Annotated in this window: 13 protein-coding genes; 5 read left to right on the plus strand and 8 right to left on the minus strand. The window is 72.8% G+C overall.

Annotated features, from left to right (window positions below; genetic code table 11):
• The first annotated feature begins 21 nt into the window (after positions 1–21).
• The 3 genes from JIG36_RS53110 to JIG36_RS02665 all read left to right on the plus strand — a co-directional run bounded on the left by JIG36_RS53110 (position 22) and on the right by JIG36_RS02665 (position 2,519).
• On the plus strand, positions 22–153 hold the full coding sequence (locus JIG36_RS53110; RefSeq protein WP_268919486.1) for a hypothetical protein: 132 nt from the start codon (positions 22–24) through the stop codon (positions 151–153).
• 244 nt (positions 154–397) lie between these two features.
• Complete coding sequence (locus JIG36_RS02660) at positions 398–1,156, plus strand: GNAT family N-acetyltransferase (protein ID WP_203374350.1); 759 nt, start codon at positions 398–400, stop codon at positions 1,154–1,156.
• A gap of 340 nt (positions 1,157–1,496) precedes the next feature.
• Positions 1,497–2,519: an NADPH:quinone reductase gene (locus JIG36_RS02665; protein ID WP_203374351.1), complete on the plus strand. Its 1,023-nt coding sequence runs from the start codon at positions 1,497–1,499 to the stop codon at positions 2,517–2,519.
• Positions 2,520–2,594: 75 nt separating this feature from the next.
• Here JIG36_RS02665 and JIG36_RS02670 read toward each other — a convergent pair whose 3' ends face one another.
• From JIG36_RS02670 to JIG36_RS02685, 4 genes are all read right to left on the minus strand, one after another.
• Complete coding sequence (locus JIG36_RS02670) at positions 2,595–3,755, minus strand: lycopene cyclase family protein (protein ID WP_307872536.1); 1,161 nt, start codon at positions 3,753–3,755, stop codon at positions 2,595–2,597.
• A 90-nt stretch (positions 3,756–3,845) separates the two neighbouring features.
• Positions 3,846–4,241, minus strand: coding sequence for a universal stress protein (locus JIG36_RS02675; RefSeq protein ID WP_203374352.1), 396 nt, complete (start codon positions 4,239–4,241; stop codon positions 3,846–3,848).
• Positions 4,242–4,281: 40 nt separating this feature from the next.
• Positions 4,282–4,812: a GNAT family N-acetyltransferase gene (locus JIG36_RS02680; RefSeq protein ID WP_203374353.1), complete on the minus strand. Its 531-nt coding sequence runs from the start codon at positions 4,810–4,812 to the stop codon at positions 4,282–4,284.
• 8 nt (positions 4,813–4,820) lie between these two features.
• Positions 4,821–5,279: an NUDIX domain-containing protein gene (locus JIG36_RS02685; protein ID WP_307872537.1), complete on the minus strand. Its 459-nt coding sequence runs from the start codon at positions 5,277–5,279 to the stop codon at positions 4,821–4,823.
• A gap of 151 nt (positions 5,280–5,430) precedes the next feature.
• On the opposite strand from JIG36_RS02685, the gene JIG36_RS02690 reads away from it, so the two are divergent.
• Complete coding sequence (locus JIG36_RS02690; RefSeq protein ID WP_203374355.1) at positions 5,431–6,081, plus strand: alpha/beta fold hydrolase; 651 nt, start codon at positions 5,431–5,433, stop codon at positions 6,079–6,081.
• A gap of 7 nt (positions 6,082–6,088) precedes the next feature.
• Entirely contained in the window at positions 6,089–6,694 is a 606-nt protein-coding gene (locus JIG36_RS02695) for a DUF998 domain-containing protein (RefSeq protein WP_203374356.1), read from the plus strand.
• 51 nt (positions 6,695–6,745) lie between these two features.
• Here JIG36_RS02695 and JIG36_RS02700 read toward each other — a convergent pair whose 3' ends face one another.
• The 4 genes from JIG36_RS02700 to JIG36_RS02715 form a co-directional block, all read right to left on the minus strand.
• Positions 6,746–7,942, minus strand: coding sequence for a helix-turn-helix domain-containing protein (locus JIG36_RS02700; protein WP_203374357.1), 1,197 nt, complete (start codon positions 7,940–7,942; stop codon positions 6,746–6,748).
• A complete protein-coding gene (locus JIG36_RS02705; RefSeq protein ID WP_203374358.1) occupies positions 7,939–9,588 on the minus strand; it encodes a sensor domain-containing diguanylate cyclase in 1,650 nt (549 codons plus the stop codon). Before JIG36_RS02705 ends, JIG36_RS02700 begins: the two co-directional genes overlap by 4 nt.
• Before the next feature lie 451 nt (positions 9,589–10,039).
• Positions 10,040–11,113: an alpha/beta hydrolase family protein gene (locus JIG36_RS02710; protein WP_203374359.1), complete on the minus strand. Its 1,074-nt coding sequence runs from the start codon at positions 11,111–11,113 to the stop codon at positions 10,040–10,042.
• An 11-nt stretch (positions 11,114–11,124) separates the two neighbouring features.
• Entirely contained in the window at positions 11,125–12,414 is a 1,290-nt protein-coding gene (locus tag JIG36_RS02715) for a dihydrolipoamide acetyltransferase family protein (RefSeq protein WP_203374360.1), read from the minus strand.
• Between the last annotated feature and the right edge of the window lie 16 nt (positions 12,415–12,430).

Here is a 12,430-nt window from a genome sequence, read left to right on the forward strand (position 1 = left end):
CACGAGCGGTGTGCTGGTGGCATGACCAGGAAGAATGTGATCGCCTTCGGGGTGTCGGCCGCCTTCCCGCTGTTCGGCCTCGCGGCCACCGTCGCCGGGGCCGCGGTGCTGGCCAAGGCCGCGGTCACGGCCGTCGTGCGCCGCCGGAAATGAACAAGGTCCGCGCGACGAACCGACGCCGATGCTGCCGCTGTGCTTAATCGGTTGACGGGTGGTGGATCACCCTGACAGCCTGCTGGGGCTCCGCGCGGCCGGCGCGGGCGTTCGGCAACAGCTCTGCATGAGGGAATGAAGCCTGTGATCTCGGTGCGCCCAGCGGCCGCCTGAGAACTTGCGCGCGGCCCGACGTCTCTTCGTCCGGTGAACGCTTCTTCATGCCCAGAGGTCTGTCTTGCTCATGGATCACCGTATCCAGCAGTCCGTCGTTGCCAACCTGTCGTCCCGGCCCGCGCCGCTCGGCGTCGGCCCGTTCGTGATCGGGTTCGACCCCGGCACCGACAGCCCACACATCAACTACGCCACACCCCGGCCCGGTGCGACCATCACGCCGGGTGACGTCACCGACCTGGTGGCGGCCTTCCGGGACGCGGGCCGCAAACCCCGCCTGGAATACGTCACCAGCTGCGCACCCGGCCTGGAAGACCTGCTGACCACGGCCGGATTCCGCGTGGAGGAACGCCACGACTACCTGGTCTGCTCCCCCGGCACGCTCGCCACGGCGCCGGCGCCGGACGGCTTCCGGCTCAGCGAACCGGTCACCGACCAGCAGCGGATGGCCATGGTCGGCGCGCAGAACGAGGCCTTCGGCGGCGAGCCGACGGCCACCGACGCGGATGCCGCCCGCGTCCGGCGTCAGCAGGAGGCGGGCGGTGTCGCGGTCATGGCCGTCGACGGTGACGGCACCTGCGCCGGGGGCGGCCAGGCCGTGCCGCCGAACGACGGGATCAGTGAGGTGGCTGGCATCGCGGTCCGTCCGCCGTTCCGTCGCCGCGGTCTGGCCGGCGCCATCACCGCGGCTGTGACCGGCCGGTTGTTCGCCACGGGCGCCGAGGTCGCCTGGTTGGAGGCCTCCGGCGAGGACTCCTGGCGGGTGTACGAGCGGGTCGGCTACCGGCCGGCCGGCAAGCGGCTCTACATCGCCCTGGACGCCGGGTAGTCACCCCGCGGGCGGCCGCCGTCGTCGTACGGAGGCCGCCCGCGGCTTGGCACTCCGATCGCTCATCCCAGTGCACGAATCAAACGCTCACCGCACGCACGAAGCCAAACGCTCACCGCACGCACGAGCGAACGCTCACCGCACGCACGAGCGAACGCCCACCCCGTGCACGAACCAAACGCCCACCCCGTGCACGAACCGAACGCTCATCTCGTGCACGAACCGAACGCTCATCGCGTGCACGAACCGAACGCTCATCGCGTGCACGAACCGAACGGTCATCGCGTGCACGGACGGCGGCCGCCTCGTGCGCGGACGGGCATGGGGTCAGAATCGGGGGATGAAGGCCATCATCTACAGCGACAACGGCGGGCCCGAGGTGCTTCAGCTCGTCGACCGGGACGTGCCGGAACCGGGCCCGGGTGAGGTGCTCGTCCGCGTGGCCGTGTCGGGCGTCAACCCGACGGACTGGAAGACCCGGGCCGGTGCCACCAACCCGAAACAGTTCCCCGAGGTCACGCCCCACCTCGACGGGGCCGGCGTGATCGAGGAGGTGGGTGACGGGGTCGACGCAGCGCGGATCGGCCAGCGGGTCTGGCTGTTCATGGCCACCGCGGGCCGCCCGACCGGGACCGCCGCCGAATACACCGTCGTGCCCGCCGACCGGGCCGTCCCGCTCCCGGAGGCGGCGGGCTTCGAGCTGGGCGCCTCGCTCGGCGTGCCCGCCCTCACGGCCCACCGCGCGCTCACCGTCGCCGAGGACGGGCCGAACCGGCTGCGCCCGGGTGCCCTCGACGGCAAGGTGGTGCTGGCCGCGGGCGGGGCGGGCGCGGTCGGGCACGCGGTGATCCAGCTCGCGCGGTGGGCCGGGGCCACGGTCATCAGCACGATCAGCGGGCCCGAGAAGGCGCGGCTGGCCGTCGACGCGGGCGCCCATCACGTCGTCAACTACCGCGAGGGTGACCCGGTGGCCGAGATCCGCGGCCACGCCCCGGACGGCGTCGACATCGTCGCCGAGGTCGCGCTGGGGGCCAACCTCGCGCTCGACCTGGCCGTCCTGCGTACGCGGGGCACGATCGCCACGTACGCGAACGACGGCGGCAAGGCGGTCGAGCTGGACGTGCGGCAGAACATGAACCTGAACACACGCTTCCAATTCTTGGTGCTCTACACGGTTGGCGCGCAGGCCCTGACCGCAGCCGCCGAGGACGTCGCGGCGGCGGTCGGCGACGGCGCGCTGCCGGTGGGCGAGGAGCACGGCCTGCCGCTGGTCCGGTTCCCGCTCGAGGGAACGGCCGACGCGCACCGGGCGGTCGAGAGCGGAACGGTCGGCAAGGTACTGGTGGACGTCAGCCCGACCTGAAGCGTCAGCCCGACCTGAAGCGTCAGCCCGACCCGAAGCGTCAGCCCGGCCCGAAGCATCAGCCGACCTGAAGCGTCAGCCCGGCCTGAGACGGTCGACGAAGTCCCCCGCCGCTGCTCGCATCATGGGCAGCAGCGGGGACGACCCCATCAGGCGCAGATCCTCGGTGACCGAGGTGGTGCCGTCGAGGAAACGCAGCACCCGGTCGGGCGGGTTGCGGTCGAAGAGCCGGTCGAAGAACGCCACCCCGTCGACCAGCCCCCGGTCGAGGGCGCGCAGCTGCACGGCGTCCATCCACAGGTGGCGGGCCGGATAGGGCGGTTCCGGCAGCGGCGGGCGGCCGGCGGCGACCTCGCGGGCGATCCGGTCGGCCTGACGGGCCATCGCCGAGAACGTGAATCCGGTCGACGGGCGGGTGGCGCCGCCCGCGGTGCCGAGCCGGACCACGCGCGGGGACGGCCGGGATTCGAACGGACCGTCGGTCATCGGAATGACACCGTCCTCGACCTCGCGGACCTGCATCGCGGCCACGTTGAGGCCGAGCAGGTCGCAGTAGCGGCGCAGCGCCACGTCGTACTCGCGGTCGCCGAGCCGCGCCGGGGAGAACTCGGTGTATTCCACCAGCGCGAACCGGTCGCTGACGGGAAGCACGTACCCGAACGACACGCCGCGCGCGGGTTGCGGCGTCCGGAAGTCCATCAGCACGGCCCGGCCGGGATCGAACACGGGCCGGTCCGACTCCAGCCACCAGCCACGGAAGTGCTGCAACCAGTTCGTGCGGCCGGCCCGGCGCGGGGGCCGCGGTCGAGAATCAAGAGCCCAGTTCGCCCGTACGAGCGGAGTCCCGTCCGGGTCGGCGACGAGCACCCGTTCCCCGTCGTCGGTCACACTGCCGGCGGGCGCGGTGATCCGGACCGCGTCGGCGCTGCGGTCGGCCAGCTCATAGAGGGGGGCCGACCGCAGCATCGCGTAGCGCAGCGGCTGCAACCGCAGGGCACGGCGTCCGGCCGGTGTCACCACGTCGACCTCGTCCCAGCTCGCGCTCAGCAACGGGTCGAGGAACGTGCCGGGTGAACCCCAGAACGCCCACGTGCGGTCCTGGCCGCGCTTGTGCACCGGGTCGACGACCGCCACCCGTACGCGGGAACGCATTTGCCGGCCCAGTGCGGCGAGCACGAGGGAGGCCGCGCCGCCGCCACCGACCAGCACGATGTCGGCGTCGACGGGTGAACTCACCGCTAGAGCCTGCCACGCGACCCTCGCCCCGGCCGCGACCGGGGTTGGCCGGCGGTCTCGACGCCACAGTTCGACACCGGCTGGGGCGAGTCATGCCACCGGATGCCGCTCGGAACGCACGACGACAACCGGGCACGGCGCGTCCCGGACGACCTCGCCCCCGACGACCAGCATCTCGGCGGTGCGCGAGGACTCCAGTAGCCGGGGCAGCAGCGGGCCGATCAGCGTGTCGGTCCAGATGTCGGCGTCGGGGGCCAGGGCGCGGGCCCGCTGGTAGGCGTCGTCGACGACCGCGGCCGCGAGGACCCGGGCCACGTCGACGTCCTCGTTGCCGATGTCGAACTGCGACTCGCGCCGGTCCCAGGTGTAGGCGTGCACGATCCGCAGCGCGCACCCGCGAATGCTCGCCTCCGAGGCGGCCCACTCGACGGCGGCGCTGCCGCACGGCATCCCATCGGTGGCGACCACAATGACCCGCTCGCTCATGCCGCCATCCTTCAGCCGGCGGTCACGTCACGGCAGAGCGTCAGGTCCCGGCCCGGTCGGGACCAACGGCCCTTTCGAAGAGCAGCTCGGTTCCGTCCTCCTCGTCCCACTGCTCCCCCACGTGCGCGAAGCCGAACCCGGCGATCGTCGCCAGCGAGGCGTCGTTGCCGGGGCTGATGCTCGCCCGTACGGTGCGCACTTCGGGTTCGGAGGCGGCCCAGCGCAGCAGCTCGGTGACCATCGCCTTGGCGAACCCCCGGCGCCGGAAGGCCGGATCGGTGCTGTAACCCATCTCGACCATGCCGTCCGCGTCGGGCGGGCCGTGGAAGCCGCCCGAGCCCACCACCGTGCCGTCGGGGACGGACACCGCCGCCCGCGCGATCCAGTCGGCCGCCCGCGGGTCCCCGGCGATCTGGTCGAGCCGCATCCGCCACAGCCACGTCACCTCGTCGGAGAGGAACCATTCCCCCAGAGGTACGCCGGTGGCCGCGCGGGCCTTGTCGAGATCACCCGCGAGCAGCGCCTCGAGCGCGACCGGAGACAGGGGCACAAACCGGACCGTCGGATTCACGTCCCCCTTTATATCCGGGCGCTCACCCGCACGCAGATCTCGGCGTCCAGCGCGGCCATGTCCGGGAGCGGGGTGCCGTCCCACCAGAGCAGGCAGGCAATCTCGTCGGTCGGGACGAACGGTGTGCGTACGGGCTGGGTGGCGGTGTAGACGGCCGCGTATTCGAGGCGCCGGTCGGGCATCAGCCGGAACTTGGCCCGGCCCGCGTAGAGCAGACTGGGCTCAGGCTGGCCGGTCTCCTCGGCGAACTCGCGCAGCGCCGCCTGCCTCGGGGTCTCGCCGGGATCGAGCATGCCGCCCGGCAGTTCCCACTGCCGGCGGGCCCGGTTCAGCACGAGCAGCGTCAGGCCGTGGTGCCGGGCCACGACAAGCGCGAGCGGGAGCGGAATGCCGTCGTCGCGGCGGGTCACGTCGGCCTCGGTGCCCGCGGTGAACTCCAGCAACTCGTTGCCCGCCGCGTCGGCCACCCATCGGATGCTGTCACTGGTAGGGTTCGGCGGCAACCGCGACCCGAGGAGGTGAGACCGATCAACGCTGCAGGTGGTCGGGTGCTCCCCCGGGTGAACGCGTTCGTTCAGCCCTGAGGAGTGCCCCAACGGCATTTCGGAAGGGCACGTCATGCAGACTTTTCTGGTCGACAATTCCGTTCGCGGCACACTGTGGGGAGACGGGCCGCTCGTGCTCGTCGCCCACGGCGGTGGCCAGCATCGAAGTGCGCCGGCGGTGACCGGGCGAGCCGCAATGCTCGTCGAGGCCGGCTTCCGGGTGGCCGCGCTCGACGCACCCGGCCACGGGGAGCGTCGCGGCGGGCCCGGATCACCGGTGCCGGGGCCGCCCGAACGGGTCGCCGAGCGCAACGCCGAGGTGGCGGCGCGGGCGGTTCCCGAATGGCGCGCCGCCATCGACCTCCTCGCGCCGGACGGTCCGGTCGGGTTCTGGGGTGTGTCGCTGGGCGGGGCGACCGGCCTCGCCCTGATGGCGGCCGAACCGCGCATCACCGCCGGAGCGGTCGGCCTGGCCACCATCGACGACGAGCGGGCGCGCACGATCGTGGCGCCGATCGAGTTCACGCTGCAGTGGGACGACGAGTTCATCCCGCGCGAGGCCGGCCTGGCCACGTACGACGCTCTCGGCTCCGAGGAGAAGTCGCTGCACGTCAACCCGGGCGGGCACACCGGCCTGCCCCGGTTCGAGGCGGCGAGCGCGATCCGCTTCTTCCAGCGGCACCTCCACCCGGCCGCCGCACCCGTGGCCGGCTATCGATCATGATGGGGGCATGACCAGGGGCGCGGGGATCGGTGGGGCGGCGGCCGTGGTGACGGGGGCCGTGGTGATGCTGGTGGCTCTGGTGGCGCCCGACGGCAGCTGGTGGGACGGGTACGTCAGTGAGGCGGGGACGGCCGGGCAGCCGTACGCGATCCCGTACCGCTTCGGTCTGGTCCTGCTCGCAGCGGGTGTGGCGCTGATCGGGCAGGCGCTCCGGGAACTACGGCTCGCTTCGACGGCGATGGTCGTGGCGGCGGGGCTGGCGGCGACCTCGGGGCTGGTGGCCTGCACCGACCGGTGCCCGTTGCCGCCGTACGAGCCGACCACGTTCGCCGATGTGGTGCATGCGGCGGCCAGTGTGCTGGGCATGCTCGTGCTGGCCGGGGCGATGGCGTTGGTGTGGCTCTCCGACCTGCGTACGGCCGTCACCCGCCTGGCCGGAGTCGCGGTGGCCGTGACCGTTCCGCTCGGCGCGGTTCTGGGGCTGCTGATGCTGTTCGTGGGACGCAGCGACTTCGGGGCGCTGGTCGAGCGGGCCGTGCTGTTCGTCGCCGTCTGCTGGCTGACCGGAACCGGCCTGCTGATGGGGATCAGGCGACCCGCATTCGTTCGCTGAAGCCGCGGGCCGGCTTGGGTGAGGCAACCGGCATACGCATGATGACGAACGTCAGGCGACCTGCATCCGCTCGCTGAGGGCTCGCAGCTCGGCGCCGCCGGACCGCAGGCGGGATCGGCCGAGCAACGTGTGCACGGCATCCCGCACCTCGGCCGACCGGTGCACGTGCTGCGGCGCGATCCGTTCGGCGTTGAGCAGCAGCCGCACCGCCTCCCGGTCGTGCCCGGAGAGCTGAGTCAGGGCGCGCGCCGTGTCGGCGTACAGGAAAACCTGCCGGAGGCCGACCGGCAGCGCGCCCGGACTGGTGCGTCGCGCGATCTGCACCGCATGGCCGGGGTCGCCGTCCTCGACCTCGATGCTGATCCGCCAGATGTCGACGTTGGTGGGGCCGAAGAACAGGCCCAGCGTCTTCGTCTCGCCGGTGCGGGCGGCCAGCACCGCGGCCCCGGACGACCACGCGCGGCTCTCGTCCAGACGGCCCGCACCCTGGCTGGCCAGCGCACACATCAGGTGCAGGGCGCCCAGCACCTCGGCCCCACCGGTGCGGGCGACGTGCCGGCCCAGGTCGTCGGCGGCCCGCTCGGCCAGCGTCAAGGCCCGCTGGTTCGAGCCGGCGACCGAGGCGGCACTGGCCCGCGTGTACGCCGCGAACCCCCGCAACACCGGATCGGCGGCGGCATCGGCCGCTTCCTGGCAGCGCTCGGCGGCCACCCAGGCATCGGCGGGCAGACCGAGGTTGCGCAGGGACGAGGAGGCCACGTGGGCGGCGACGCAGAGCAGCCGCAGCGCGCGCCCGGATTCCGGCCCGGCGGTCTCGGCGTGCAGGTCGCGCAGCAGCTCACACAGCAGCCGGGTCGCGCCCGCATAGTCGCAGGCCTGCAGCAGCGACTCGGCGAGGTCGACGGTGCGGGCGAGATCGTCCAGCGGCGGCGCCACCCGGTCGGCGGGTTCGCTGAGGTCGATGTCGATCAGCGCCTGCCGGAGGGCCTCGACGCCGGCGAGGGCCTGACGGTCGGCGGCCGGCACGGGTGCGCCCGCGAGTTCCGACGGCGAGCATTCCAGGGCCTCGGCGATGGCCCCGAGCGTGAACCGGTTGTCGGCCGCCTGCAGCCCCCGTTCGATCCGGCTCCAGGTGGCGTGCGAGATCCCGGCCCGGCTCGCCGCGAACCGGACGCTCCAGCCCCGCGTCAGCCGGCGCGCCCGGATCCGGGCGCCGACCGGGGAGCCGGCGCTGCTGCGTAGCGTCATGAAACAGACGGTAGTCCGGCTCGCTCGGCGGGTGGTACATGCGTGTACCGCCTGGTTTCGTACCTGTTCTTCCCGGCCGACTTCGCCGCGTACATGGCCTCGTCGGCGGCCTGGACGAGCGCCTCGGCGTGGGCCGGGACGCCGGGTTCCTGCACCGCGACGCCGACGCTGCAACTGACCGTGACCGGCTGTCCCTCCAGGTCGAACGGGGTGCGCAGGCTCCGGACGATCCGTTCCGCTATGGCCTCGGTGTCCTCGGCGCCGGACAGCCCTTCGGCCAGGATCGCGAACTCGTCGCCGCCGAGCCGCGCCACGATGTCACTCGACCGGGCGCACAGTTCCAGCCGCCGCGCCGACTCGATCAGCAACAGGTCGCCGGCGCTGTGGCCGAGCCCGTCGTTGACCGCCTTGAACCCGTCGAGGTCGATGAAGAACACGGCCAGGGCTTCCCCCGTACGGGATTGGGCCCGCAGACCATGCGCGAGACGCTCGTTGAACAGGGCCCGGTTGGCCAGCCCGGTCAGCGTGTCGTGCAACGCCAGGTGGCGGAGCTGGTCCTCGCTCTCGCGCAGCCGGGCCTCGACCGCCTTGCGCTGCTCGATGTCGCTGCGCAGGGCCGAGGTGGCCAGGTCGACCCGTTTGAGGGCGCGCCGCCGCGAGTCGGCCAGCCCGCCGGCCAGGAACGTGACGAACAACCCGATCGCCAGCGTGGCGCCGGGCAGGCGGCGGTCGGTGTCGCTGAGCAGGCGGTCGGTCGGCTGCACGTAGATCTGCCAGTCCCGCTCGCCGACCCGCACGGTCCGCACACGGCGCAGCCCGGGGTCGCGCAGCGAGGCGGCGGGCGCGGTGGTCGAGGCGACAGCGGTGGCGGCGGTCCCGTCCAGGTCGCTCAGCGTCACCTTGACCAGCTCACCGGCGTACGCCTGCAGGGTCTCCTCGACGAAGTCGTGCCCGCGCATCGAAAGCACCATCCAGCCCATGAACTCGCCCGACGAGGCCCCGGTGACGCCGACGGCCCGGAAGACCGGGGCGGCCAGCAGGAACGACCGCTGCTGCCGGCCCGAGGGGAGCTTGCGGTCCTTGAGGAGCACGTACGGGTGGCTGGCCGTGATCGAACCGCTGGCCCGCGCGAAGAGCAGCGCCGCCGACGGCTCCTCGGCCGCGCTGAGGTCGCGCCCGACGTCCGGTGTCACGGTGTCGAGGGCCCGGCTGAAGATGAGGTAGTAGTGCTGGTCCGCGCTCCCGGCGGTGCGCAGGCGCAGGTGGCTCGCGCCGCGCTCCCGCCAGTACTTCTGCGTCTCTGCCGCCTCGCCGGCTTGGGACTGCACGACGAAGCTGACCGCGCTCGCGCCGGGCAGCCGCTCCCGGTTGAGCCGCGAGGTCATCACCTCGAAGTCCTCCGAGGTGAACGTGCTCTGCGCGGCCGCGGCGGCGCTGAGGTCGGCCAGGGTCTCGGTGTAGCGGGAGGCCTCGTTGGCGACCGCCCGCTGGATGGCGTCGGCGTTGTGGTCCATCAGCAGGCCCGCGTGACGCTGCTGCACCTCGCTCACCTCGAGCATCGCCAGCCACGAGGCGGCCGACCCACCGGCCACGAGCGCCAGCACCAGCACGAAGCCGATCCATCGGCGGCGGCCGGTAGGCATCATGCTCGGGTCCCTCAGGTTGGGCGACGGGCGTCCTCTCCTTATCGACCGCTTTCGCCCCGGTGTGAGGGTTGGCCCTCTACCGGCTCAGCGTGATCGCCGCCGTTCGCCCTCACGAGCCACTTCAGGTCGGCCGGCCCCGCAACGGCCCGCACCAGAGCCTCCGCGCCGCTCGATCCCATCGCGAACCTGGTCACGACCGCACCCGCAGCGCGCACGCACGACCGCCACGACTCCAGCGCGCGCCACACCACCCGAGCACGGGACCAACCGCCGCGCCCACCCACGACCGCCACGACCCCTCGCGCGCCACACCACCCGAGCGCGGGACCAACCGCCGCGCCCACCCACGACCGCCACGACCCCTCGCGCGCCACACCACCCGAGCGCGAGACCAGCCGCAGCACGCAAGACCGCCGCGACCCCAGCTCGGGGCGCGGCGGCGCGAGTGGGCTTATGCGGTCGTGGTGGGGGCGGCCAGCTGGTCGGCCATCCAGTCGGCGATCATCGGGCGGGCCTTGGAGGGCAGGTTGGAGACCCCGTGGTTGCCGGTGGGGAAGTTGACGAACGTGCCCTTCGGGGTCTCGTCGGCCTGGCGCTGGGTCTGCTGCCACGGGATCAGGCGGTCGAGCTTGCCGGTGATGTAGAGCGCGGGAACGCTGATCTGCCGGCACACCCCGGTCAGGTCGAGGGTCAGGGCGATGCGGCGGCCCTCCTCCTCGTCGCGCGCGCCGGACTTCACGGTGAACGTCTGACGGGTCATCGGCGGCAGGTCGTCCCACATGTCCCCGAACCGGAACGGACCGCTGATGCCCGCCACCGCGGCGACCCGGGGCTCGTGGGCGACGGCCCGGGGCGCGTAGTAGCCGCCCAGGCTCACGCCGGCCACCCCGATGCGGTCGTGGTCGAGGTCGGTGCGCGCGGCCAGCAGGTCGAGCAGCGGCGTCAGGGCGACCTCGTAGTCGGGGCGGATCGGCAGCACCAGCCCGGTCTCGCCCTGGCCGGGCCCGTCGAGCGAGACCGTGGCCAGGCCACGGTCGAGGAACGACTGCTCGAAGTAGAAGAACTCCTCCTTGGTCGAGTCAAGCCCCGGGATCACCACCACGTAGGGCGGACGCTCGGCACCCGGAGGCCGCCGCAGGTTGGCGAAGGCCCGCCCCTCGCCCAGCGGAACCTCCAGCCGCTCGGCGCTCGGGTCGAGCCGGGCCAACGCGGTGATCGTCTCCTGGACCGACCGATGGGTGGCCTCGGCGGCCAGGTCGAGGTCGACCATCCAGACGAACTTGCCGAAGTGCCGGTTCACCGAGGCCCGCCGCCACGCCTGACCGGCCGTGAGCGTGTGACCCGTGGCGTCGGCCTCGCGGGCGAATTCGGCCTGCTCGTCGGCGGTCCGGTTCCACTGCGGCAGCCAGTCGTCCCAGCTGTCGGTGCGGGCGACCGTCGCCATCAGGTCGTTGTAGTCGACGCCGTTCTGGATGAGGCGCGGCCCCCAGTGGGCGAGGGCGGTTTCGATAGCGGAGTCGGGCACGGGAACCTCCGTCAGACCAGGATGCGGACCGGGGCCTCGAGCAGCCCGAGGAAATGGGCCATCCAGCGAGCGGCGAGAGCGCCGTCGACCGGACGGTGATCGACAGAGAGCGTCACCCGCAGAACGGTGGCGACGCCGAGTTGCCCGTCAACCGCCACGGCTTCGGGCCGGGCCGCGCCCACGGCCAGGATCGCCGCTTGAGGCGGGTTGATCACGGCGCTGAACTCCTCGGTGCCGAAGACGCCGAGGTTGGTGACGGTGAGCGTCCCGCCCTCCAGTTCGTCCTGCCGCAGTTTCCCGTCGCGGGCGCGCCCGACCAGGTCGGCGCTCACGCTCGCGAGAGCCGACACGGTCAGCCGCTGAGCCCCCCGGACAACCGGCGTGACCAGCCCGTTCTCCGTGGCGACGGCAACCGAGACGTCAACATCGTGGAACCGCCGGACCGCGCTCTCGGTCCACACGGCGTTCATCTCAGGAATCGCCGCATGCGTCCGCGCCGCCGCCGCGACCACCAGATCGTTCACCGAGATCTTGACCCCGGCGTTCGCGTTCAGCTCGGCCCGCAACGCCAGCAGCGCATCAACCCGGGCACTCCCCCGGATCGTGAACACCGGCGTCTCGCGCGCCGCCTGGGCCAGCCGGGTAGCGATGGCCCGCCGCATCCGCGTGTGCGGAACCTCGTCATACCCCGCCCCCGCCACAACCGCCCCAGCCCCCGCGCCCGCAGGTGAGATGACGTCAGCGCCCGCGACAGTGCTCGCGGCGGCGGGCTCGGTGCTCCCGGCGGCCTCGCGGGCGGCCACCGCCCGGCGGACGTCGTCGCGGACGATGCGCCCGTTCGGTCCTGTCCCTCGCAGATCTTCGACGCGGAAACCGTTGTCCCGGGCGAGCCGGCGCGCGAGCGGGCTCGCGAAAATCCGCTGCCCCGCAACGTTTCCGGCCTCGGCCGCATCGAGTTGCGCGGCGGGCTCGGCGTCCTGCGTCACCTCGCGGGCGCCGGCCGGGGTCGGCTCGTCGGCCGTCGGGGGCGACCCGCCGACGAGCCGCTGGACCAGCGCGTCGACATCGTCGATGACCTCGCCCGGTGCGGCCAGCACGGCCATCGGCGTGCCCACCGAGACCGCCTTGCCGGGCTCGATCAGAAAGCGGACCAGCACGCCGTCACTCTCGGCGGGCACGTCGACGACGGCCTTGTCGGTCTCGACCGTGGCGATCGGATCACCCGCTGCGAACGCCGTGTTCTCGGCGACGGGCCACTCGTTGAGCACCGCCTCGATCATGTTGGCGGAGATCTCGGGCATCCTCAGCAGGCTCGCC

The organism is Paractinoplanes ovalisporus, from assembly GCF_016834655.1.
Lineage (GTDB): Bacteria > Actinomycetota > Actinomycetes > Mycobacteriales > Micromonosporaceae > Actinoplanes > Actinoplanes ovalisporus.